22 protein-coding genes are annotated in these 24,265 nt (G+C 57.7%); 19 read left to right on the forward strand and 3 right to left on the reverse strand.

The window, feature by feature from the left end; translation table 11 throughout:
- Positions 1-57 precede the first annotated feature (57 nt).
- Entirely contained in the window at positions 58-2,463 is a 2,406-nt protein-coding gene (gene ftsK, locus FFH21_RS16480; RefSeq protein WP_004665687.1) for a DNA translocase FtsK, read from the reverse strand.
- A gap of 236 nt (positions 2,464-2,699) precedes the next feature.
- Between ftsK and FFH21_RS16485 the strand changes: the two genes are divergently transcribed.
- The 4 genes from FFH21_RS16485 (at position 2,700) to infA (ending at position 4,697) form a co-directional block, all read left to right on the forward strand.
- A complete protein-coding gene (locus tag FFH21_RS16485; RefSeq protein WP_019741997.1) occupies positions 2,700-2,891 on the forward strand; it encodes a hypothetical protein in 192 nt (63 codons plus the stop codon).
- Positions 2,892-2,931: 40 nt separating this feature from the next.
- Positions 2,932-3,621, forward strand: a complete 690-nt coding sequence (gene aat / locus FFH21_RS16490; RefSeq protein ID WP_011168958.1) for a leucyl/phenylalanyl-tRNA--protein transferase — start codon at positions 2,932-2,934, stop codon at positions 3,619-3,621.
- Between the two features lie 48 nt (positions 3,622-3,669).
- Positions 3,670-4,377, forward strand: coding sequence for an arginyltransferase (locus tag FFH21_RS16495; protein ID WP_004659516.1), 708 nt, complete (start codon positions 3,670-3,672; stop codon positions 4,375-4,377).
- 101 nt (positions 4,378-4,478) lie between these two features.
- On the forward strand, positions 4,479-4,697 hold the full coding sequence (infA, locus tag FFH21_RS16500) for a translation initiation factor IF-1 (RefSeq protein WP_002553999.1): 219 nt from the start codon (positions 4,479-4,481) through the stop codon (positions 4,695-4,697).
- 116 nt (positions 4,698-4,813) lie between these two features.
- Here the strand turns inward: infA and clpA are convergent, their stop codons facing one another.
- Positions 4,814-7,087: an ATP-dependent Clp protease ATP-binding subunit ClpA gene (gene clpA / locus FFH21_RS16505; RefSeq protein ID WP_004665689.1), complete on the reverse strand. Its 2,274-nt coding sequence runs from the start codon at positions 7,085-7,087 to the stop codon at positions 4,814-4,816.
- A gap of 30 nt (positions 7,088-7,117) precedes the next feature.
- Positions 7,118-7,480 (reverse strand): ATP-dependent Clp protease adapter ClpS, encoded by a 363-nt coding sequence (clpS, locus tag FFH21_RS16510; RefSeq protein ID WP_002554001.1) that lies wholly within the window; start codon positions 7,478-7,480, stop codon positions 7,118-7,120.
- A gap of 213 nt (positions 7,481-7,693) precedes the next feature.
- Between clpS and cspD the strand changes: the two genes are divergently transcribed.
- The 15 genes from cspD to nuoF all read left to right on the forward strand — a co-directional run bounded on the left by cspD (position 7,694) and on the right by nuoF (position 24,129).
- Positions 7,694-7,978, forward strand: coding sequence for a cold shock domain-containing protein CspD (gene cspD / locus FFH21_RS16515; protein ID WP_011168959.1), 285 nt, complete (start codon positions 7,694-7,696; stop codon positions 7,976-7,978).
- 569 nt (positions 7,979-8,547) lie between these two features.
- A complete protein-coding gene (locus FFH21_RS16520) occupies positions 8,548-10,779 on the forward strand; it encodes an NADP-dependent isocitrate dehydrogenase (protein WP_011168960.1) in 2,232 nt (743 codons plus the stop codon).
- Positions 10,780-10,921: 142 nt separating this feature from the next.
- Positions 10,922-11,368: an NUDIX hydrolase gene (locus tag FFH21_RS16525; RefSeq protein ID WP_002554004.1), complete on the forward strand. Its 447-nt coding sequence runs from the start codon at positions 10,922-10,924 to the stop codon at positions 11,366-11,368.
- A gap of 60 nt (positions 11,369-11,428) precedes the next feature.
- Positions 11,429-12,559, forward strand: a complete 1,131-nt coding sequence (mnmA, locus tag FFH21_RS16530) for a tRNA 2-thiouridine(34) synthase MnmA (RefSeq protein ID WP_011168961.1) — start codon at positions 11,429-11,431, stop codon at positions 12,557-12,559.
- Positions 12,559-13,179 carry a high frequency lysogenization protein HflD gene (gene hflD, locus FFH21_RS16535; protein WP_011168962.1) on the forward strand — a complete coding sequence of 207 codons (621 nt, stop codon included), beginning with the start codon at positions 12,559-12,561 and terminating at the stop codon, positions 13,177-13,179. The genes mnmA and hflD overlap by 1 nt, the downstream gene beginning before the upstream one ends.
- A 131-nt stretch (positions 13,180-13,310) precedes the next feature.
- Positions 13,311-14,681, forward strand: a complete 1,371-nt coding sequence (gene purB / locus FFH21_RS16540; RefSeq protein WP_004659494.1) for an adenylosuccinate lyase — start codon at positions 13,311-13,313, stop codon at positions 14,679-14,681.
- Positions 14,682-14,741: 60 nt separating this feature from the next.
- Positions 14,742-15,908: a cupin domain-containing protein gene (locus tag FFH21_RS16545; RefSeq protein WP_011168963.1), complete on the forward strand. Its 1,167-nt coding sequence runs from the start codon at positions 14,742-14,744 to the stop codon at positions 15,906-15,908.
- Entirely contained in the window at positions 15,901-16,332 is a 432-nt protein-coding gene (locus FFH21_RS16550; protein WP_004659489.1) for a GNAT family N-acetyltransferase, read from the forward strand. Before FFH21_RS16545 ends, FFH21_RS16550 begins: the two co-directional genes overlap by 8 nt.
- A 177-nt stretch (positions 16,333-16,509) precedes the next feature.
- A complete protein-coding gene (locus FFH21_RS16555) occupies positions 16,510-17,253 on the forward strand; it encodes a secretin N-terminal domain-containing protein (protein WP_011168964.1) in 744 nt (247 codons plus the stop codon).
- A 277-nt stretch (positions 17,254-17,530) separates the two neighbouring features.
- The gene (aceA, locus tag FFH21_RS16560) at positions 17,531-18,856 is read left to right on the forward strand and encodes an isocitrate lyase (protein WP_011168965.1); all 1,326 of its coding nucleotides are present in this window, start codon (positions 17,531-17,533) and stop codon (positions 18,854-18,856) included.
- Between the two features lie 463 nt (positions 18,857-19,319).
- On the forward strand, positions 19,320-19,733 hold the full coding sequence (locus tag FFH21_RS16565) for an NADH-quinone oxidoreductase subunit A (RefSeq protein ID WP_002554011.1): 414 nt from the start codon (positions 19,320-19,322) through the stop codon (positions 19,731-19,733).
- Between the two features lie 10 nt (positions 19,734-19,743).
- Entirely contained in the window at positions 19,744-20,418 is a 675-nt protein-coding gene (locus FFH21_RS16570; protein ID WP_002554012.1) for an NADH-quinone oxidoreductase subunit B family protein, read from the forward strand.
- 74 nt (positions 20,419-20,492) lie between these two features.
- Positions 20,493-22,274 (forward strand): NADH-quinone oxidoreductase subunit C/D, encoded by a 1,782-nt coding sequence (gene nuoC, locus FFH21_RS16575; protein WP_011168966.1) that lies wholly within the window; start codon positions 20,493-20,495, stop codon positions 22,272-22,274.
- 2 nt (positions 22,275-22,276) lie between these two features.
- Positions 22,277-22,774 carry an NADH-quinone oxidoreductase subunit NuoE gene (gene nuoE / locus FFH21_RS16580; RefSeq protein WP_002554014.1) on the forward strand — a complete coding sequence of 166 codons (498 nt, stop codon included), beginning with the start codon at positions 22,277-22,279 and terminating at the stop codon, positions 22,772-22,774.
- Positions 22,771-24,129 (forward strand): NADH-quinone oxidoreductase subunit NuoF, encoded by a 1,359-nt coding sequence (gene nuoF, locus FFH21_RS16585; RefSeq protein WP_004665697.1) that lies wholly within the window; start codon positions 22,771-22,773, stop codon positions 24,127-24,129. The genes nuoE and nuoF overlap by 4 nt, the downstream gene beginning before the upstream one ends.
- The last annotated feature ends 136 nt before the right edge of the window (positions 24,130-24,265 follow it).

The raw sequence follows: 24,265 nt of genomic DNA on the forward strand, positions 1-24,265 counted from the left end.
GATGATGATGCGGCAGCGTGAATTGCACGCTGCCGCCGCAGTTCGGGGTGATAAAAATCAGTCGCGCACCGGTCCTGGAGCCAGAACTTCACGCGATCCGTTGGTATTCATGGAGGTCACGACTCCAGCCATTTCCATCGCTTCGATCATGCGCGCTGCGCGGTTGTAGCCGATCTTCAGCTTGCGCTGCACGGCAGAAATCGATGCGCGGCGGCTTTCGAGTACAAACTTGACCGCCTCATCGTAAAGCGCGTCGCTTTCGCTGTCTTCACTCCCTTCGCCTCCACCGCCATCAAAGCCGCCGCCGGGCTCTTCCACACCGGCGAGAATATCGTCGTTGTAGTCAGGCGAACCACGCAGTTTCCAGGCTTCTACCACGCGATGCACTTCCTCGTCGGAAACAAACGCGCCGTGCACGCGAATCGGCAGGCTGGTGCCCGGCGGCATGTATAGCATGTCGCCATGGCCCAACAGTTGTTCGGCACCGCCCTGATCGATGATGGTCCGGGAATCGATCTTGCTCGACACCTGAAACGCCATGCGCGTCGGGATGTTGGCCTTGATCAGACCGGTAATCACATCCACCGAAGGACGCTGTGTCGCGAGGATCAGGTGAATACCTGCCGCACGAGCCTTCTGGGCGATACGGGCGATCAGCTCTTCAACCTTCTTGCCGACGATCATCATCATGTCGGCGAATTCATCCACCACTACCACGATGGTCGGCAGCTTGCTCAGCAACGGCGCTTCGTCATGAATGCTTTCCCGCTTGTACAGCGGATCGGCAAGTGGCTCCCCGGCATCCTGCGCATCCTTGACCTTCTGGTTGAAGCCCGAAAGGTTACGCACACCCATTTTCGCCATCAGCTTGTAACGGCGTTCCATCTCGGCAACGCTCCAGCGCAAGGCGTTGGCAGCGTCCTTCATGTCGGTGACGACCGGACACAACAGGTGCGGAATGCCTTCGTAGATGGACAGCTCAAGCATCTTCGGATCGATCATGATCAGCTTGGCGTCTTCCGGGCCGGACTTGAACAGGATCGACAGGATCATGGCGTTCACACCAACCGACTTACCGGAACCGGTCGTACCGGCCACCAGCAAGTGGGGCATCTTGGCCAGGTCGGTAATCACCGGCTTGCCGCCGATGTCGTGGCCCAGCGCCAGGGTGACCGGCGACTTGGCATTATCGTATTCAGGGGTCGATAGCACCTCGGAGAAGCGCACGATCTGGCGGTCTTCGTTGGGGATCTCGATACCGACGGTGGTCTTGCCCGGGATCACCTCGACCACGCGCACGCTGGTGACAGCAAGTGAGCGGGCAAGGTCCTTGGCGAGATTGGCAATGCGACTGACCTTGACGCCAGCGGCCGGCTGAATCTCGTAACGGGTAATGACCGGGCCGGGATGGATGGAGTCAACCGAGACCTCGACACCAAATTCCTTGAGCTTGATTTCCAGCAGATGACCGACCGCCGCCAGGGACTCTGGCGAGTAGTTGAGCTGCTTCTTTTCTGCCGGATCAAGGATGGAGATGGGCGGCAAGGTGCCTTCGACTGCGCTGTCAACGAACAGCGGGGCCTGTTTTTCCTTCATGACCCTCTTGCTCGGTTCTGCAGGCTTTGAAGGGGCTGGCGCAATAACCGCAGGCACGTGCTTTTCACGCTCGGTCATGTGTTTGCTCAGCGACACTTCGCGCTCCATCAGGCGCTCTTTGGCCTTGGCCTGCTCGCGACGGTCAGGGGCAACGGGCGCGACCACATCGTTGACGCGCATGTCGACTTCACGCAACTGCGCGACCATCTGCTTGCGCTCGGCACGGGCGGTCCACCAGCGGTTCGCCGCCCCCTGGAACAATTCGAACAGGTCAAGGGTGATCTTGCCGGTGACGTCCATGACCTTGAACCACGACAGGTCGGTAAACACTGTCAGACCGAATAGAAACAGGGCGATGAACAGCAAAGTGCTGCCCTGGATGTTCAGGGCTTTCTTGGCCAGATCGCCCAGCACTTCGCCCAGCACGCCGCCAGCAGAGCCCGGGAAGCCTGCCGAAAAGTGAAAATGAATGTGCGCCAGCGCCGCGCCCGCCAGTATCAGGAATACCAGCCCGATCAGACGCCAAGAGAAGAGCCAACCGCTCCACTGCCAGGGTTCGTGACGATGACGAAACACCTGCCAGGCCTTGATTGCCAGCAGCAGCGGGAAAATATAGGCGAAATAGCCCAGGATCATGAACAGGATATCGGCACAGAAGGCACCGGCACGCCCCGCAGCGTTCTGCACCTGAGCGGCGTTACTGCTGGTGTGGCTCCAGCCGGGATCACTCTGATCGTAGGTCAACAATGCCATTATCAGGTACAGGCACAGGGCGCCAAAGGCGATCAGGGCCCCTTCCTTGAGCCGGTAGTGCAATTGCTGCCGCCAAAGCGGAACAGCGCTGGGTGCTGGGGTGGATTTCTTCAAAACGCTTTAATTCCTGCGCTGTAGCGCGAACATCTCGTTGATTGACCAGAAACGGCTGTCGGACGGCGCTGAATGCTCCCGCATGAACAGGGATAGCAGTCATCGGGAAGCCCGTTCGGCAGACGTTTGAATGATAACGCCCAAAGCAGGCATTGTACGGCTTTACGGGCGCTTGGGTCTGTACGAAAACGCGTCAGACCTACTTCAGACAGTTCCGCAACGCCGGATATGCTTTCATGTTCGTTGATGATGTTCAATTTGAGCATGCATTCCGTTTTGTGACAAAGGCTTATGACGTGTTTCTATCAACCGCTCACAACTTCAAGGGCTGCACCATCATCACCGCGCCCTTGCCCTACCGTATGTGTCAGGTACGCGCCATAATGACAACCGCTTGTGACCACGCCTGCCGCACAGAGTTGCACTGACAGGCGGGTGCGCCCTCCCCTTCCGCAAAGTTGTGATGCCATGCTGACCTGGTTGAACCGCAATAGCCTGGATTTCCCGCCACTGGAGAAAGCCCTCCGCGAGCCCAACGGATTACTTGCCGCCGGTGGAGACCTGTCGGCCGATCGCCTGTTAAATGCCTACCGGCACGGCTGCTTTCCGTGGTTTCAGGACGGCCAGCCGATTCTCTGGTGGTCTCCCGATCCGCGTACCGTACTGTTTCCCGAAGAACTGCATGTTTCGCGCAGCCTCGGCAAAATGTTGCGCCAGTCTCGCTACCACGTGACCTTCGACCGGGATTTTGCGAGCGTGATCAAGGCCTGCGCTGCGCCGAGAAGTTACGCCAATGAAACCTGGATTACCGGCTCGATGCAGGATGCCTATCTCGAGCTGCACCGACGCGGCCATGCGCACAGCGTCGAGGTCTGGGATCAGAATGAACTGGTCGGCGGGCTGTATGGCCTGGCAATGGGCCAGCTGTTCTTCGGTGAGTCCATGTTCAGCCGTGCAGACAACGCCTCCAAAGTCGGATTCGCCACACTGGTGCAGCACCTGACTGACTGGGGTTTTGTATTGATCGATTGCCAGATGCCGACCCAACACCTTCACAGCTTCGGCGCACGCTCGATTCCACGACAGACTTTTGCCGACTATCTGTCCCGGCATCTTGATCAGCCGAGCGGTGCCGACTGGTCATATAGGCGAGTTTGACAGGCTGGCATACACTCACAGGTAAGGATTTACCATTAGGCGACGACCATGACAGAGCTGGCGAGGCTGAAGTTTTATGCCACTCAACCGCACACCTGCAGTTACCTGCCTGAAGAGCAGGCGACGACCCTGTTTCTGGACCCCAGCCAGCCAATGGATGTGCAGGTCTACGCCGACCTCTCGGACATGGGCTTTCGCCGTAGCGGCGATCATCTTTACCGCCCCCACTGCCAGAACTGCAGCGCTTGCGTGCCCGCACGCATCCCCGTGAACCTTTTTGTACCCGACAGACAGCAAAAAAGGATTTTGAAACGTAATGCCGATGTACAGGTGCAAAGCGCCAGACCGGCTTTCACCGAGGAATATTTCGATCTTTATCAACGTTACATAGAGCAACGGCATGCTGACGGCGACATGTTTCCACCCAGCCGTGAACAGTTTTCGACATTTCTGGTTCGCGACCTGCCCTTTTCGCGTTTTTACGAATTTCGCGTCGACCAACGACTGCTGGCAGTTGCGGTCACCGACCTTTTGCCCAACGGCCTTTCCGCGGTCTACACGTTCTACGAACCTGATGAAGAGCGCCGCAGTCTGGGCCGTTACGCGATTTTGTGGCAGATCGCCGAAGCCGCCAGACTTCAACTGCAGGCGGTGTACCTGGGTTACTGGATCAAAAACTGCAAAAAGATGAATTACAAGACCCAATATCGGCCCATTGAGCTACTTACCAATCAAAGATGGGTCACTCTGTATTGAACCCCTTGGCTTAAACTGGTTTTTTCGGGCACAATGCACGCCGCTTTTGCCTGGCGCCACTTGCACCGGGCCACTCATTTGTATACCGAGGGCTTTACTGCATGTCGAAAGAAGACAGCTTCGAAATGGAAGGCACTGTCGTCGACACCCTGCCCAACACCATGTTCCGCGTGGAGTTGGAAAACGGGCACGTCGTAACCGCGCATATCTCCGGCAAGATGCGCAAGAATTACATCCGTATTCTGACCGGTGACAAAGTGCGTGTAGAACTGACGCCCTATGACCTGAGCAAAGGGCGCATCACCTACCGCGCTCGTTAAACAGGCATTGACGAAAACGCCCGGCATAAGCAGGGCGTTTTTGTTTGCCTGTTTCATACAACCAGAGACCCCGGCCTGCCCCGCATCCATTCACGATGCGGAGCGAGGCTTCGGCGTCAGGCCATTTCTGCTGTGGTTTCGAAGTCGAAGGTAATCTCGCCATCCTTGATATCGATGTGAACCACACCGCCGTGCTCTGACAATTCGCCGAACAGGATCTCTTCAGCCAGCGGCCGCTTGATCTTGTCCTGAATCAGGCGAGCCATCGGTCTGGCACCCATCGCCGCATCGTAACCACCCTGCGCCAGCCAGCTTCTCGCCGCCTCGGACACTTCGAGCAGTACGCGCTTGTCTTCCAGCTGGGCCTGAAGCTCGGTAAGGAACTTGTCGACCACGCTCTTGATGACTTCGTGGCTGAGACGGCCAAACTGAATGATGGTGTCCAGACGGTTGCGGAACTCCGGCGTGAAGCTCTTCTTGATCACTTCCATCGCATCAGACGAGTGGTCCTGATGCGTGAAACCGATCGAAGCACGCGCGGCGGACTCAGCCCCGGCATTGGTGGTCATGATCACGATCACATTGCGGAAATCTGCCTTGCGCCCATTGTTATCGGTCAACGTACCGTGGTCCATCACCTGCAAAAGCAGGTTGAAGACTTCCGGGTGAGCCTTTTCGATTTCATCGAGCAGCAGGACGCAATGCGGTTGACGAGTGATGGCTTCAGTCAACAGACCGCCCTGATCGAAACCGACGTAGCCCGGAGGCGCGCCGATCAGACGGGAAACGGTATGCCGCTCCATGTACTCGGACATGTCGAAACGAATCAGCTCGACACCCAACGCCTTGGCCAACTGGCGAGCGGCTTCGGTCTTGCCGACACCGGTAGGGCCTGCGAACAGGAACGAACCTACCGGCTTGTCAGGCGACTTGAGGCCTGCACGCGAAAGCTTGATCGCCGTAGACAACGAGTCAATGGCTGCATCCTGACCAAACACGGTGAGCTTCAGATCGCGCTCCAGGTTACGCAGCAGCTCCTTGTCCGAACTGTTGACGTGTTTTGGCGGAATACGCGCGATCTTGGCGACAATGTCTTCGACCTGAGGCACATCGATGCGCTTGACGCGCTGCTCGACAGGCTGCAGACGCTGGTAGGCACCGGCTTCATCAATAACATCGATCGCCTTGTCGGGCATATGACGGTCATTGATGTAACGCGACGCAAGCTCAGCTGCGGCGCGCAGCGCTTCGTCACTGTACTCGATGCTGTGATGCTGCTCGAAACGGCTTTTCAGGCCACGAAGGATGCCGATGGTGTCTTCGACCGAAGGCTCGGACACATCGACTTTCTGGAAGCGACGCGCCAAGGCGCGGTCTTTTTCGAAAATCCCGCGAAACTCCTGAAAGGTCGTGGAGCCGATGCAACGAATCTCGCCAGACGACAGCAACGGTTTTAGCAGGTTGGAGGCATCCATCACCCCGCCTGATGCCGCACCAGCACCAATGATGGTGTGGATCTCGTCAATGAACAGAATCGCCTGAGGACGCTTGCGCAGCTCATTGAGCAACGCTTTGAAACGCTTCTCGAAATCGCCGCGGTATTTGGTCCCGGCCAGCAGGGCACCCAGATCAAGCGAGTAGACAACGCTGCTGGCGAGCAAATCAGGGACCTGATTGTCCACGATGCGCTTGGCCAGGCCTTCGGCAATAGCCGTTTTACCGACCCCAGCCTCACCGACCAGCAACGGGTTGTTCTTGCGACGACGAGCCAGAATCTGAGCTACGCGCTCGACTTCGCTTTCGCGACCGACCAGCGGATCGATGCGCCCCTGGCGCGCCAATTCGTTCAGATTGCTGGCATAGGCATCCAGAGGATTGCCTGAGGAAGATGCTTCACCGCCCTCGTCGTCCTGCATATCCTGTTCACCTTCAGAAGAGTGTTCGCCATGCCCCGGAACCTTGGAGATACCGTGGGCGATATAGTTGACGACATCAATCCGGGCCACGCTCTGCTGCTTGAGCAGAAACACGGCCTGGCTTTCCTGCTCACTGAAAATTGCAACCAGCACGTTGGCGCCGGTTACTTCGCGCTTGCCGGAGCTCTGCACGTGGAAAACTGCCCGTTGCAGCACACGCTGGAACCCGAGCGTCGGTTGTGTCTCGCGATCCTCGTCATGCACGGGGATCAGCGGAGTGGTGGAGTCGATGAACTCCTGCAGATCATGCTTGAGTTTATCGAGGTTTGCACCGCAGGCACGCAGAACAGTGGCTGCAGCCTCATTATCCAATAGAGCCAGCAGGAGGTGTTCGACCGTCATGAACTCATGACGCTTCGAACGTGCCTCCTTGAAGGCAAGATTGAGGGTGACTTCGAGCTCACGGTTTAACATAGCTTCACCTCATACCCAAGTGGTCGGCGTTTAACCGTCCTTCTCGATCTCACAGAGTAGCGGATGCTGGCTCTCCCTGGCGTATTGATTGACCTGCATTGCCTTGGTCTCGGCGATGTCGCGGGTAAACAATCCGCAGACTGCCCGTCCCTCTGTATGGACGGCCAGCATGACTTTGGTGGCCAGCTCACGATTCAGGTTAAAAAACACCTCGAGTACTTCTACGACGAAATCCATCGGGGTGTAGTCATCGTTGAATAAAACCACCTTGTACATCGGTGGCGCCTGCAGGGTCGGCTTGGCGTCCTGCACCGCGATGCCTGCCGCGTCGTCCTCGTGCGACTGCGGACTGTCCTGATTGAATGTTAGTCGAATCTTGCTAAATGCATGCATGGGAAGAAATGTTCGTTTGAGGGCGGATTGAGCTGTCAGTCGCAGTTTGGACGCTTTTCAAACAGACCGCCACATGACCTTGACTATCAGCTAAACGGTGTTACAAACAATAGAGCCCACATTGGGTAAAAAGGGTCCGCGCAGTCAACCAAAATTTTTGGGGAGGTGGATTGAAGTGGATGATACTCCTGACGGAGTCCTTTGCAGAGGGATATGGCGATGCTTAACGGAAAAGTCAAGTGGTTCAACAATGCAAAAGGTTATGGATTCATAATCAAAGACGGCAAGCCGGATGACGACTTGTTCGCCCATTTTTCGACCATCCAGATGGAAGGTTACAAGACCCTCAAAGCCGGCCAGCCGGTCAGTTTTGAAATCATTCAGGGGCCAAAAGGGCTGCATGCCGTGAATATCGCGCCATTGCTGGCTAAAGCAGGTGAGCCCGTGAAGGAAACCCATGCTGCGTCTGAGCATGAACCTGAACATGCACACGCTTGAAGTCCTCAATGGAAACAGTCTGACAGCAGATCAATGGCCTTTCGCGCCAGCTGACTGAGTAATCAGAAACACGCAATGAGCCTGTACCGGATCTTGAGAAACCGCAGCTTTGGTAGCTTGAACCGATGCGACTGACTCCACAGGGTATCGAATTAGCGGTTATTGCACCGCGGATGCCCCTACCGTGACAGAGCCATCAGCGCCCCACTCCTCCGCCAGATCCCGCCTCTTGACGCCTGATTGACACCTCGTAGACATCCCGGTCGTTCGACCAACGGCGGATGTTCATTATTCGATAGCACGCATAGCATTAATGCCTCGCGCCAATGGTTTGATATACTCGCGCCGTGACCGAAGAGTCATAAAGGCTGACCCGTCTGAAATCAGACCCTCAACCTTCCTATGCGTCGGGTCGCTACCTGGCCTGACAGCTTGACGCTCGACTGATGCACCCAACATCACCGCGAATGAACCTCGACCTGGGCCCATGGCCGAACCGTGGGCAAGAGTGCATACCCTGCGCGTATCGAGATTTTGTGCATGCTCAGCAAAACAGAGAGTTAATACGAATGTCCAACCGCTCGAAGATCATCTACACCTTCACCGACGAAGCTCCGGCCCTCGCCACCTATTCGCTGCTGCCTATTATCGAAGCTTTCACAGCCTCCTCCGATATCGACGTGGAGACGCGCGACATCTCCCTGGCGGGCCGTGTTCTTTCAAGCTTCCCGGAGTCGCTTGGCGCCGATCAACAAGTGCCGGATCATCTCGCCGAGCTGGGCAAACTGGCCACTACGCCAGAAGCCAACATCATCAAGCTGCCTAACATCAGTGCCTCGGTCCCTCAATTGAAGGCGACCATCAAGGAGCTTCAGGATCAGGGCTACAAGATTCCCGACTACCCTGAAAACCCTGTCACTGACGCGGAAAAAGAAACCCGCGCACGCTACGACAAGACCAAGGGCAGCGCCGTGAACCCGGTGCTGCGCGAAGGCAACTCCGATCGTCGCGCACCGTTGTCGGTCAAGAACTACGCTCGCAAGCACCCACACAAGATGGGTGCCTGGTCTGCCGACTCCAAGGCCCACGTTGCGCACATGAGCAACGGCGACTTCTGCGGCAGCGAAAAAGCAGCCCAGATCGCAGCCGACAACACCGTTAAAATCGAACTGATCGCTCAGGACGGCACCATCACCGTTCTGAAGGAAAAAACCGCCGTCAAGGCTGGCGAAGTCGTTGACTGCTCGGTAATGAGCGCCAAAGCTCTGCGCAGCTTCATTGCCGCCGAGATTGAAGACGCCCGCAAGCAAGGCGTTCTGTTCTCGGTGCATCTGAAAGCCACCATGATGAAGATCTCCGACCCGATCATGTTCGGCCAGATCGTTGATGAGTTCTACAAGGATGCATTGACCAAGCACGCTGACACGCTGAAGCAGATCGGCTTCAGCCTGAACAACGGCATCGGTGACCTGTACGAGCGCATCACCAGCCTGCCTGCTGAAAAACAGGCCGAAATCAAGGCTGACATCGAAGCGGTCTACGCCACTCGCCCACAACTGGCGATGGTCAACTCCGACAAGGGCATCACCAACCTGCACGTGCCGAGCGACGTAATTGTCGACGCATCGATGCCAGCGATGATCCGTGACTCCGGCAAGATGTGGGGCACCGACGGTCAACTGCACGATGCCAAGGCAGTGATCCCGGATCGCTGCTACGCCACCATCTATCAAGCGGTCATCGAAGACTGCAAGAAAAATGGCGCATTCGACCCGACCACTATGGGCAGCGTACCGAACGTTGGCCTGATGGCTCAAAAAGCCGAAGAATATGGCTCCCACGACAAGACTTTCCACATCCAGACCAACGGCGTGGTTCGTGTAACCGACAGCCAGGGCAACCTGCTGATGGAACAGAACGTCGAAGCGGGCGATATCTGGCGCATGTGCCAGGCCAAGGACGCGCCGATCCAGGATTGGGTAAAACTGGCCGTCAACCGCGCTCGCGCCAGCAACACACCTGCTATCTTCTGGCTGGATTCGTCTCGCGCCCATGACAGCGTGATGATCGAGAAAGTCCGCAAGTACCTGGGCGACCACGACACGTCGGGCCTGGATATCCAGATCCTGTCACCTGTCGACGCGATGAAGCTGACCCTGGAACGCACTCGCACCGGCAAGGACACGATCTCGGTAACGGGCAACGTGCTTCGCGATTACCTGACCGACCTGTTCCCGATCATGGAACTGGGCACAAGCGCGAAAATGCTGTCGATCGTTCCGCTGATGAACGGCGGCGGTCTGTTCGAAACCGGCGCTGGCGGTTCGGCTCCCAAGCATGTGCAGCAGTTTGTTGAAGAAAACTTCCTGCGCTGGGATTCGCTGGGCGAGTTTCTGGCTCTGGCGGCGTCCCTGGAACATCTGGGCAATGCCTACAACAACCCGAAAGCGCTGGTTCTGTCCAAGACCCTCGACCAGGCCACTGGCGAGTTCCTGGACCGCAACAAGTCGCCTTCGCGCAAGGTCGGCGGCATCGACAACCGCGGCAGCCATTTCTACCTGACCCTGTTCTGGGCTCAGGCACTGGCTGCTCAAAACGACGATGCAGACCTCAAGGCACAGTTCACGCCTTTGGCCAAAACCCTGACTGAGAACGAAGAAAAAATCGTTGCCGAGCTGAACGCTGTTCAGGGCAAGCCGGTAGACATTGGCGGCTACTACTTCCCTAACCCGGAAGTCACCAGCAAGGCCATGCGCCCGAGCGCCACGCTCAACGCGGCTATCGATGCGTTGAAAGCGTAAGCGGCATGAGACCGGTGCGACGCATTACTGCGTCGCCCAGCCAAAAGCCCCGGCCCGCGTGTCGGGGCTTTTGCATTAAGGCCAAAGACAGACCGGCAGCCCACGTACTGAACATTCTTATCTGGCAGCAGAGGATCAATCCATGACCTGGCAAGCCCACGTTACCGTCGCCACCATCGTCGAAGATCAGGGACGCTTCCTGTTCGTCGAAGAAATGAAAGGCGGACGCGCCGTACTCAACCAACCCGCCGGGCACCTCGACCCGAACGAGAGCCTGCAACGTGCGGCAGTGCGGGAGACTCTTGAAGAAACCGGCTGGGATGTCGAACTGACCAGCGTGGTGGGCATTTACCTGTACACCGCGCCGAGCAACGGCGTGACCTACCAGCGGATATGTTTCGCCGCCAAGGCCATACGCCATAACCCTGAATATCAGCTGGACGAAGGCATCGTTGGCGCCGTCTGGCTGACTCGCGACGAACTGCTGGCCCAACAGGAACGCTGGCGCAGCGAGCTGGTACTGCGCTGCCTGGACGATTACCTCAATGCCGAACATTTCAGTCTCGACCTGCTGCGCGACAAGGCGTGAGACTCGACGCCCTCAGCCTGATAGAATCGCGTCCTTTTACAGGTCAGCCGTTGAATCCCCATGCGTGATCCAGCCCCCTCGAACTCAGAAATGAAGCGCGTCATAGTCGGCATGTCCGGCGGCGTGGACTCTTCCGTTTCCGCCGTACTGCTCATGGAGCAGGGTTATCAGGTGGAAGGCTTGTTCATGAAGAACTGGGAAGAAGACGACGGAACGGAATATTGCACCGCCCGCGAAGACCTGGCAGATGCCCAGGCCGTATGTGACAAGATCGGCATCAAACTGCACACGGCCAACTTCGCCGCCGAGTACTGGGACAATGTCTTCGAACATTTCCTTGAAGAGTACAAGGCCGGGCGCACCCCCAACCCGGACATCCTCTGCAACCGGGAAATCAAGTTCAAGGCGTTTCTCGACTATGCGCTGATGCTGGGTGCCGACCTGATCGCCACTGGTCACTACGTGCGCCGTCGAGATATCGATGGCCGCACCGAACTGCTCAAGGGCCTGGACCCGAATAAGGATCAAAGCTACTTCCTGCATGCCGTCGGTGGCGAACAGATCGCCCGGACGCTGTTTCCGGTGGGCGAGCTGGAAAAACCGGAAGTACGTGCCATTGCTGAGAAACACGGCCTGGCGACGGCCAAAAAGAAGGACTCCACCGGAATCTGCTTCATTGGCGAGCGCCGTTTCACCGACTTCCTGCGTCAGTACCTGCCCGCCCAGCCTGGAGAGATCAAGACCACCGAAGGTGAAGTCATCGGTCGTCACAGCGGCCTGATGTATCACACCATAGGCCAGCGCCAGGGCCTTGGGATTGGCGGCCTCAAGGACGCCAGCGATGATCCGTGGTACGTGCTGGTCAAGGATCTGGACAACAACGAACTGATCGTTGGCCAAGGCAACGACCACCCGTGGCTGTTCTCCCGCGCACTGGTGTCTTCGGAAATCTACTGGGTCAACCCGATTGATCTGAGCAGCCCGCGCAAACTCACGGCCAAAGTCCGTTATCGTCAGGGCGACCAGCCATGCACACTGGAAAAGACCGCCGACGGCTACCGAGCCACATTCGATGATCCTCAGCGGGCCGTCACACCCGGACAGTCCGTGGTGTTCTACGATGGCGAAATATGTCTGGGCGGCGGCGTGATCGAAATTGCCGAACCCTGGACCAGCAAGGACAAGCGTTGATGACCCCGATTCAGGAACAACTGATCGCTCTGGGTGGCGTATTTCAGGCCGCCGTACTGGTCGACCGGATCGCCAAGACCGGACAGGTCAGCGAAGCCGCGCTGAGCTGCATGCTCGGCAGCCTGCTGGTGGTTGACCCGAAGGATACGCTGGACGTCTACGGCGGCGATGACCTCAACCTGCACGAAGGCTATCGCGCCATGGCCAGCGCTCTGGAACGCGACCCTGCAACACTGCAGCGCGAACCGCTGCGTTACGCCCTGTCGATGCTCGGCCTGGAGCGACAGCTGGCCAAGCGCGACGACTTGCTCGAAATTATCGGCAGGCGCATCCCGGTGATTCAGTCTCAGGTCGAACATTTCGGCATCGCTCACGAAAACGTGATCGCTGCGACCGGCGCCCTTTATGAAGACACCCTGAGCACCCTGCGCCAACGCATTCAGGTCCAGGGCGACATGCGCAACCTGCAGCAACCGAACAACGCGTCGAAGATTCGCGCCATCCTGCTGGCAGGCATTCGCTCCGCACGCCTGTGGCGACAAGTTGACGGTCATCGCTGGCAACTGGTGTTCAGCCGTCGCAAGCTATTGAAAGAACTCTACCCATTGCTGCACGGCTGATCCGCCACGCACCAATGACCTTCACCACCACAGGCACGGCGCTGTCTACGCTGGTCAGCGGGCTCCGGTCCGAGTGACTTTTCATGTATGATATGCGCCCTTTTCGTTGCCCGACTGTCCGAGAGCATCCCATGCAGCTTTCTTCGCTCACTGCGGTTTCCCCTGTTGATGGCCGCTACGCCGGCAAAACCCAGGCCTTGCGCCCTATTTTCAGCGAATACGGCCTGATCCGTTTCCGTGTGATGGTTGAAGTTCGCTGGCTCCAGCGTCTGGCGGCCCACCCGCAGATTACCGAAGTCCCGGCGTTCTCTGCGCAAGCCAACGCCATCCTCGACACCCTGGCTGAAGACTTCTCGGTTGAGCACGCCGAGCGCGTGAAAGAGATCGAGCGCACCACCAACCACGACGTCAAAGCCGTTGAGTATCTGCTCAAGGAGCAGGCTGCCAAGCTGCCGGAGCTGGACAAGGTCAGCGAGTTCATCCACTTTGCCTGCACCAGCGAGGACATCAACAACCTGTCTCACGCCCTGATGCTGCGTGAAGGCCGTGACACTGTGATGCTGCCGCTGATGCGCCAGATTGCCGATGCTATCCGTGAACTGGCGATCCGCTTCGCCGACGTGCCGATGCTCTCGCGTACCCACGGTCAGCCAGCGTCCCCGACCACGCTGGGCAAGGAATTGGCCAACGTGGTTTACCGTCTGGAACGCCAGATCAACCAGATCGCCGCAGTGCCCTTGCTGGGCAAGATCAACGGTGCGGTCGGCAACTACAATGCCCACCTCTCCGCCTATGCCGATATCGACTGGGAAGCCAACGCACGCGCGTTCATCGAAGACGAGCTGGGGCTGGGCTTCAACCCGTACACCACGCAAATCGAACCGCATGACTACATCGCCGAGCTGTTTGATGCGATTGCGCGTTTCAACACTATCCTGATCGACTTCGACCGCGATATCTGGGGCTATATATCCCTGGGCTACTTCAAGCAGCGCACCATTGCTGGCGAAATCGGCTCGTCGACCATGCCACACAAGGTCAACCCGATCGACTTCGAAAACTCCGAAGGCAATCTGGGCATCGCCAACGCGCTGTTCCAGCATCTGGCGAGCAAACTGCCTGTCTCTCGCTGGCAGCGCGACCTGACTGACTCCACCGTACTGCGCAACCTGGGCGTCGGTTTTGCCCACAGCGTTATTGCTTACGAAGCCAGCCTCAAGGGCATCAGCAAGCTGGAACTGAACGAGCAGCGCATTGCTGCCGATCTGGACGCGTGCTGGGAAGTTCTGGCAGAGCCGATTCAGACCGTCATGCGTCGTTACAACATCGAAAACCCGTACGAAAAACTGAAAGAACTGACACGCGGCAAGGGCATCGGCCCGGAAGCGCTACAGACTTTCATCGACGGTCTGGACATGCCTGCCGAAGCAAAGGCCGAGCTGAAGAAGCTCACGCCAGCCAACTACATCGGTAACGCAGCGGCTCAGGCCAAGCGCATCTGACACGCAAAAAAATTGCACACGCCCGGCTGTGCCGGGCGTTTTCATTTCAAGGGCTTACACATGAATCCTGATATTCCTCTGCAACTTCTGGGCGGCATCAGTGCACGCGTTTTTCTGCGTGACTACTGGCAGAAAAAACCACTGCTGATCCGCCAGGCTCTGCCGGACTTTCAAAGCCCGATCGATGCGGACGAGCTGGCTGGCCTTGCTCTAGAGGAAGAAGTCGAGTCCCGCCTGGTCCTCGAACACGGCGAGCGTCCCTGGGAGCTGCGTCGCGGCCCCTTTGCGGAGGATGAATTCAGCAAGCTGCCCGAACGCGACTGGACGCTGCTGGTGCAGGCCGTGGACCAGTTCGTTCCGGAAGTCAGTGAACTGCTGGAAAACTTCCGCTTCCTGCCAAGCTGGCGCATTGACGATGTAATGATCAGCTACGCCGCCCCAGGTGGCAGCGTCGGCCCGCATTTCGATAACTATGACGTGTTCCTGCTTCAGGGCCACGGCAAGCGTCATTGGCAGATCGGCCAAATGTGCGATGCAGAAAGCCCGATGCTGCAGCATGCCGACCTGCGCATCCTTGCCGAATTCGAAAAAACCGAAGAGTGGACGCTGGAACCGGGCGACATGCTTTACCTGCCGCCACGTCTGGCTCACTGCGGCGTTGCCGTCGACGACTGCCTGACCTACTCGGTCGGTTTCCGCGCGCCAAGCGCTGCCGAGGTCCTGACTCTTTTCACCGATTTCCTCAGCCAGTTCATCCCGGATGAAGAGCGCTATACCGACGCTGACGCGCAACCGGTCAGCGATCCGCATCAGATCCAGCACGATGCGCTGGACCGACTCAAAGCGCTGCTGACCGAGCACATGAGTGACGAGCGTCTGCTGCTGACCTGGTTCGGCCAGTTCATGACCGAACCGCGCTACCCTGAACTGGTGACCGGCCCGGAACTGGAGGAAGACGACTTGCTCGACAGCCTCGAACAGGGCGCGGTGCTGATTCGCAACCCGAGTGCAAGACTGGCCTGGTCTGAAGTCGACGACGATCTGCTACTGTTTGCCAGTGGTCAGAGCCGCCTGTTGCCGGGCAGTCTGCGCGAATTGCTTAAACTGATCTGTGCTGCCGACGCATTGCACAGTGAAAACCTCGGCCAATGGTTAGCCGATGACGATGGACGCAATCTGCTTTGCGAACTCGTAAAACAAGGAAGTCTGGGATTTGCCGATGAATAAAGTCACCGTAGCTGTCGCACAATGGCAGAAAAACAACGCCGACATCCGGCGCATACGCGATTCGGTATTCATCGCCGAGCAATCGGTGCCACCGGAGCTGGAGTGGGACGCTGAAGATGCGACTGCCGTGCATTTTCTCGCCTATGAAGGGGAATACGCAGTAGGCACCGCTCGCCTGCTGCCCGACGGTGAAATCGGTCGGCTGTCGGTTCTCAAGGACTGGCGCGGCATGAAAGTCGGTGAAGCGTTGCTCGGTGCGGTGATCCAGGAGGCCGAACAACGCGGACTGGAGCCACTGAAGCTCAGCGCTCAAGTGCAGGCCGTCGAGTTTTACCAGCGCTTCGGGTTTGCCGTGGTCAGTGACGAGTTTCTCGAAGCCGGTTTACCGCACGTCGAGATGCGCCGCGAGACACCTGAAGCCTGATTATGTAGGCGCGTTTCAAAGCACTACATGATGATCACCCTGCCCTTTTTCGCTAGACACTTTTCAGGTCGAGACGAAAAATGCCAGGGCGTTTTTGTGTCGCCCCATTCAGCTTGCCCGGCTATAGCCGATACACTGGCAAACTCATGCTTTACGCGCTTATCGCGGAGAATGATCATGTCAGTCCGTAACCTGCTTAACGTGGTAATCACCTCAGTGCTGATCGCATTCAGCACTCAGGCCCTTTCAGCGACCGAAGTCGTTCCGCTCAATTACCGCACCAGTGCCGATCTACTACCCGTAGCTAAATCCTTTCTAGGCACCGAAGGCTCCGTCAGCGCTTATGGCAATCAACTGATTGTCAATGCAGAGCCGCGCAAGATTGAAGAACTTCGCACGCTTATCGCACAACTCGACACCGCACCGAAACGCCTGTTGATTAGCGTCGACACCAGCAATAACGCAACGCGCAACAGCAGTGGCTCACGCGTCATAGAATACGGCACCGCCAGCCGTGAGGGCGGCGTTCAGCAAGTGCAGACCAGCGAAGGTACGCCAGCACTTATCCAGATCGGCCAGAGCGTTCCGCTGACCTCCTCGTCCACGGATTCCTATGGCTACTCCCAAAGCAATACTGAATATCGCAATGTAACCCAGGGCTTTTACGTCACTGCCAGTGTGACCGGCGATACCGTTCACCTGAGCATTAGCACCAACCATGACCGCATGAGTCAGGAGCGCGCTGATGCCATAAAAGTGCAAAGTACCGATAGCCAGGTCAGCGGCCGGCTCGGAGAATGGATCACGCTGGCGAGCAATAGCGATCAATCGGTTGCCGATCAGCGTGGCCTTGCACAACGCTACTCCACCCAGGGTCGTGAAGACATGATTTTGCGCGTAAAGGTCGAAACCCTCGAGTAGCCTGCGCTGGCGCGAAACCCAGCACCTACGGGCCTTTTAGTGACTCACCAGTCTAACTACGCAATTATGTAGTGAGATTAAAGAAGCACTACAAATTGTTTGACGACCCCGATACCCCGAGGCATGATTGCCTCGCTCCCGCTGATCGGAGGCTGCGCAAAAAGCCTTTGACTGTCGCTCTCCGAGCAGCGAGCAGCCATCTACAGTGCCTTCGATAAACGAGGCGTTTTGGCGGAGCAGGACTTCTAATCAAGACCTACTTCTCGGGGTTTACAAAATGGCACTGACACGCGAACAACAAATAGCCGCTCTCGAAAAAGACTGGGCCGAAAATCCGCGCTGGAAAAACGTGATCCGTACTTACTCCGCAGCCGATGTGGTCCGCTTGCGTGGCTCGGTTCAACCCGAACACACCTTTGCACGGCTGGGCGCTGACAAACTGTGGAACCTGGTGACCCAAGGCGCCAGGCCGTCTTTCCGGCCAGACAAGGACTTCGTCAACTGCATGGGCGCTCTGACCGGCGGTCAGGCCGTGCAGCAGGTCAAGGCCGGTATTCAGGCCATCTACCTTTCCGGCTGGCAGGTTGCTGCCGACAACAACTCTGCCGAATCGATGTACCCGGATCAGTCGCTGTACCCGGTCGACTCGGTGCCAACCGTGGTCAAGCGCATCAACAATTCGTTCCGCCGCGCCGATCAAATCCAGTGGAAAGCTGGCAAGGCTCCGGGTGACGAAGGTTATATCGATTATTTCGCGCCAATAGTAGCCGACGCAGAGGCCGGATTCGGCGGCGTGCTCAATGCGTACGAGCTGATGAAAAGCATGATCGAGGCGGGGGCCGCCGGGGTGCATTTTGAAGATCAGTTGGCATCGGTGAAGAAATGCGGCCACATGGGCGGCAAAGTACTTGTCCCGACTCAGGAAGCGGTCCAGAAACTGGTTGCTGCGCGCCTGGCCGCCGATGTGGCCGGTGTGCCGACGATCATTCTGGCCCGCACCGACGCCAACGCTGCCGACTTGCTGACTTCCGATTGCGACCCCTATGACAAGCCGTTCGTGACAGGCGAACGGACTCATGAGGGCTTCTACAAAGTACGTGCCGGTCTGGATCAGGCAATCTCCCGCGGCCTCGCCTACGCGCCTTATGCCGACCTGATCTGGTGTGAAACCGCCAAGCCGGATCTGGACGAGGCACGCCGCTTCGCCGAAGCAATCAAGAAGGAGTACCCGGACCAGTTGCTTTCCTACAACTGCTCGCCGTCCTTCAACTGGAAGAAAAACCTCGACGACGCAACCATCGCCAAGTTTCAGCGCGAGCTTTCGGCCATGGGCTACAAGCACCAGTTGATCACCCTGGCGGGCATTCACAACATGTGGCACAGCATGTTCAACCTGGCGCACGACTACGCCCGCAACGACATGACTGCCTACGTGAAGCTACAGGAACAGGAATTCGCCGATGCTGCCAAGGGCTATACCTTCGTGGCCCACCAGCAGGAAGTGGGCACGGGGTATTTCGATGACATGACCACCGTGATTCAGGGCGGCGTATCGTCGGTAACCGCACTGACCGGCTCGACGGAAGAAGAGCAATTCCACTGAGACACCGCGCAACGCGTTGAAAACACAGACCGTCCGTAAGGGCGGTCTGTGTTTTGTGTCAGATAGTGCCTGTATTGATTTCGGACAATGTGCAGCTCACGAACAGATGCTACAAAAACCGCACTTTATAAGCGGTGTCCTTCATAACTATGCTCCGACTATCCTTTGGGGAACTATGCAGGCCCATTTAAATGATATTAATTATCATTCAAATTGCCTTTCGTTCCTTTTCGTCACCGAGAAACATAATTAGCCAAAACCTTGCTGACGCCCGGCTGGCATGCCTTACAGCCCTGATAAAGGACGGCGGGCGATTAATTTCGTAAATAAATTTCATGTAGAAAATTTACTTGCCAACTGTTTGCACATAAAATCAATCCGTTGACCGCACTGCGACATTTCGTCACTGCCTCGACTCTTTATCAAGCACAGAGACCTTTGCTCTCTAACAAGGACTGCCAGCATGCCCGAATCGACAGGTCTGATTGCCCACAACTGGGGCTTCGCCATTTTCCTTTTGGGTGTTGTCGGCCTCTGCGCCTTCATGCTCGGCCTGTCCAGCCTGCTCGGAAGCAAGGCCTGGGGCCGCAGCAAGAACGAACCTTTCGAATCCGGCATGCTGCCTACCGGCAGTGCGCGTCTGCGGCTCTCCGCAAAATTCTATCTGGTCGCGATGCTCTTCGTGATCTTTGACATTGAAGCCCTTTTTCTCTTTGCCTGGTCTGTGTCCGTCCGCGAAAGCGGCTGGACCGGATTCGTCGAAGCTCTCGTTTTCATAGCAATTCTGTTGGCAGGTCTTGTCTACCTATGGCGGGTTGGTGCTCTTGACTGGGCTCCTGAAGGTCGCCGTAATCGGCAAGCGAAGCTGAAACAATGAGGCTTTGGCGATGCAATATAATCTCACCAGGATCGACCCGGACGCTCCTAACGAGCAGTACCCCATCGGCAAACGGGAAACCGTTTCCGATCCGTTAGAAGATCAAGTCCACAAAAACATCTACATGGGCAAGCTGGAAGACGTGCTGAATGGTGCGGTCAACTGGGGACGTAAAAACTCCCTGTGGCCCTACAACTTCGGCCTGTCGTGCTGCTATGTGGAAATGACCACCGCCTTCACGGCCCCTCACGATATCGCGCGTTTCGGTGCGGAAGTCATCCGGGCGTCGCCACGGCAGGCGGATTTCATGGTCATTGCCGGTACCTGCTTCATCAAGATGGCACCGATCATCCAGCGTCTCTACGAGCAAATGCTCGAACCCAAGTGGGTCATCTCCATGGGTTCATGTGCCAACTCCGGTGGAATGTACGACATCTACTCAGTGGTCCAGGGGGTGGACAAATTCCTTCCCGTGGATGTCTACGTGCCCGGCTGCCCGCCCCGCCCCGAAGCATTTCTGCAAGGCTTGATGCTGCTGCAGGAATCCATCGGCAAGGAGCGTCGCCCTCTTTCCTGGGTCGTTGGCGATCAAGGCGTATACCGCGCCGAGATGCCGTCGCAAAAGGAACAGCGCCGCGAACAGCGTATTCAGGTGACCAACCTACGCAGCCCCGACGAAGTCTGATCCAGCCCGTTCTTCTTATAAAAAAGACAGGAACCGGGGTTGATTCTGTACGTTGACCGAAGTGATTGAGACCTATGACTGCAGACAACGCTCTGTACATCCCGCCTTACAAGGCTGACGACCAAGACGTCGTCGTTGAACTGAACACCCATTTTGGCGCCGAGGCGTTCACTGCCCAGCCAACCCGCACCGGCATGCCGGTGCTGTGGGTCGAGCGCGCCCGGCTGTTTGAAATTCTGACGTTCCTGCGCAACGTTCCCAAACCCTACTCCATGCTCTATGACCTGCATGGCGTGGACGAGCGTCTGCGTACCAACCGTCGCGGCCTGCCCGGTGCAGACTTCACCGTGTTCTATCACTTGCTGTCGATCGAGCGAAACAGCGACGTGATGATCAAGGTAGCGCTGTCTGAAAGCGACCTGAGTGTGCCAACCATCACCAGTATCTGGCCAAATGCCAACTGGTATGAGCGCGAAGTCTGGGACATGTTCGGAATCGACTTTCCGGGACACCCGCATCTAAGCCGCATCATGATGCCGCCAACCTGGGAAGGTCACCCGCTGCGCAAGGACTTCCCTGCCCGCGCGACGGAGCTTGACCCCTACAGCCTGACACTCGCCAAACAGCAACTGGAAGAGGAAGCCGCACGTTTCCGTCCGGAAGACTGGGGCATGAAACGTTCTGGCGCAAACGAGGACTACATGTTCCTCAACCTCGGGCCGAACCACCCTTCCGCTCACGGTGCATTCCGTATCATTCTGCAGCTGGATGGCGAAGAAATCGTCGACTGCGTTCCGGACATCGGCTACCACCACCGTGGTGCAGAGAAGATGGCCGAGCGTCAGTCCTGGCACAGCTTCATCCCGTACACCGACCGCATCGATTATCTCGGCGGGGTGATGAACAACCTGCCTTACGTACTCTCGGTCGAAAAACTGGCAGGCATCAAGGTGCCGGAAAAGGTCGACGTCATCCGCATCATGATGGCCGAGTTCTTCCGTATCACCAGCCATCTGCTGTTCCTGGGTACCTACATCCAGGACGTGGGTGCCATGACGCCGGTGTTCTTTACGTTCACCGACCGCCAGAAAGCCTACACCGTGATCGAAGCCATTACCGGTTTCCGTCTGCATCCGGCCTGGTATCGCATCGGCGGGGTTGCCCACGACCTGCCTCGTGGCTGGGAGAAACTGGTCAAGGACTTCGTCGACTGGCTGCCCAAGCGCCTCGACGAATACACCAAGGCTGCCCTGCAGAACAGTATCCTCAAGGGTCGTACCGTGGGCGTTGCCGCGTACAACACCAAAGAGGCCCTGGAATGGGGCGTCACCGGTGCAGGCCTGCGCTCCACCGGCTGCGATTTCGACTTGCGCAAGGCACGCCCTTACTCCGGCTACGAGAACTTCGAGTTTGAAGTACCGCTGGCCGCGAACGGCGACGCTTACGACCGCTGCATGGTCCGCGTAGAAGAGATGCGCCAGAGCATCAAGATCATCGATCAGTGTATGCGCAACATGCCGGAAGGCCCGTACAAGGCGGATCATCCGCTGACCACGCCGCCACCGAAAGAGCGCACCCTGCAGCACATCGAAACCCTGATCACGCACTTCCTGCAGGTTTCGTGGGGCCCGGTCATGCCGGCCAACGAGTCCTTCCAGATGATCGAAGCGACCAAGGGTATCAACAGCTATTACCTGACGAGCGACGGCGGCACCATGAGCTACCGTACCCGGATCCGCACCCCGAGTTACCCGCACCTGCAGCAGATCCCTTCGGTGATCAAAGGCAGCATGGTCGCGGACTTGATCGCGTACCTGGGTAGTATCGATTTCGTTATGGCCGACGTGGACCGCTAAGCATGAATAGCCCGCTAATCCAGACTGACCGTTTCGCCCTGAGCGAAACCGAGCGCTCGGCCATCGAGCACGAGATGCATCACTACGAAGACCCGCGTGCGGCGTCCATCGAGGCCCTGAAGATCGTTCAGAAAGAGCGTGGCTGGGTGCCCGATGGTGCCATCTACGCAATCGGCGATTTGCTCGGCATCCCCGCCAGCGACGTCGAAGGTGTTGCAACCTTTTACAGCCAGATCTTCCGCCAGCCGGTCGGACGTCACATCATTCGTGTCTGCAACAGCATGGTGTGCTTCATCGGCGGCCATGAAAACGTGGTAGACGAGATCAAGAGTTCACTGGGTATCGGCCTGGGTCAGACCACCGCTGACGGTCGCTTCACCTTGCTGCCGGTCTGCTGCCTCGGCAACTGCGACAAGGCACCGGCCGTGATGGTCGACGACGACACTTTCGGCGATGTACAGCCTGCTGGCGTTGCCAAGATGCTGGAGGGTTACCTATGACCATCACTTCCTTCGGCCCTGCCAACCGCATTGCGCGCACGGCAGAAACCCACCCGCTGACCTGGCGTCTGCGTGACGACGGCGAGCCGGTCTGGCTCGACGAGTATCAGGCCAAAGACGGTTATGCAGCAGCGCGCAAGGCGCTGACGCAACAGTCGCCTGACGATATCGTCCAGTCGGTCAAGGACTCGGGCCTCAAGGGCCGCGGCGGTGCGGGCTTCCCTACCGGCGTTAAATGGGGCCTGATGCCCAAAGACGAATCCATGAACATCCGCTATTTGCTGTGCAATGCGGATGAGATGGAACCCAATACCTGGAAAGACCGCATGCTGATGGAGCAACTGCCCCATCTGCTGGTCGAGGGCATGCTGATCAGTGCGCGTGCGCTGAAAGCCTATCGTGGCTATATCTTCCTGCGTGGCGAATACGTAACGGCCGCCAAGCACTTGAACCGCGCCGTGGCCGAAGCGAAGGCTGCCGGCCTGCTGGGCAAGAACATCCTCGGCACCGGCTTCGACTTTGAACTGTTCGTACACACCGGAGCCGGCCGTTACATCTGCGGTGAAGAAACCGCGCTGATCAACTCGCTGGAAGGCCGCCGCGCCAACCCGCGCTCCAAGCCGCCCTTCCCTGCTGCCGTAGGCGTCTGGGGCAAGCCGACCTGTGTAAACAACGTCGAAACCCTGTGCAACGTGCCCGCCATCGTCAACAACGGCAACGACTGGTACAAGTCGCTGGCCCGCGAAGGCAGTGAAGACCACGGCACCAAGCTGATGGGCTTCTCCGGCAAGGTTAAAAACCCGGGTTTGTGGGAGCTGCCATTTGGCGTACAGGCTCGCGAACTGTTCGAAGACTACGCCGGTGGCATGCGCGATGGCTTCAAGCTCAAATGCTGGCAACCCGGCGGCGCCGGTACGGGTTTCCTGCTGCCAGAGCATCTGGACGCCCAGATGTACGCAGGCGGTATTGCCAAGGTCGGTACCCGGATGGGCACCGGTCTGGCGATGGCCGTCGACGATTCGGTCAACATGGTTTCACTGCTGCGCAACATGGAAGAGTTCTTCGCTCAGGAGTCCTGCGGCTTCTGCACCCCATGCCGCGACGGTTTGCCATGGAGCGTAAAAATGCTTCGCGCCATCGAGAAGGGTCAGGGGCAGCCGGGGGATATCGAAACCCTGCTGGGTCTGGTCAATTTCCTCGGCCCAGGCAAGACCTTCTGCGCCCATGCACCGGGCGCTGTGGAACCGCTGGGCAGTGCGATCAAGTATTTCCGTTCGGAGTTCGAAGCCGGTATTGCGCCAGCCAGCGCAACCACGCTCGTTCCGGGCAACAGTCCGACCGTGGTCGGCGCATAACAAGACACAACGGTCGGCGGCTGTTCGGGCTGCCGTCCTCGTACCTGCTGACGCCCCTTGGGCTGAACGATACGGGTACTACCGAGATTCCATTAGCCACGCCCGCTGACAACGGGCCAACGAAGACCTTTGAACC

Origin of the sequence: Pseudomonas sp. KBS0707 (assembly GCF_005937945.2) — a bacterium.
In the GTDB taxonomy this organism is placed as follows: domain Bacteria; phylum Pseudomonadota; class Gammaproteobacteria; order Pseudomonadales; family Pseudomonadaceae; genus Aquipseudomonas; species Aquipseudomonas amygdali.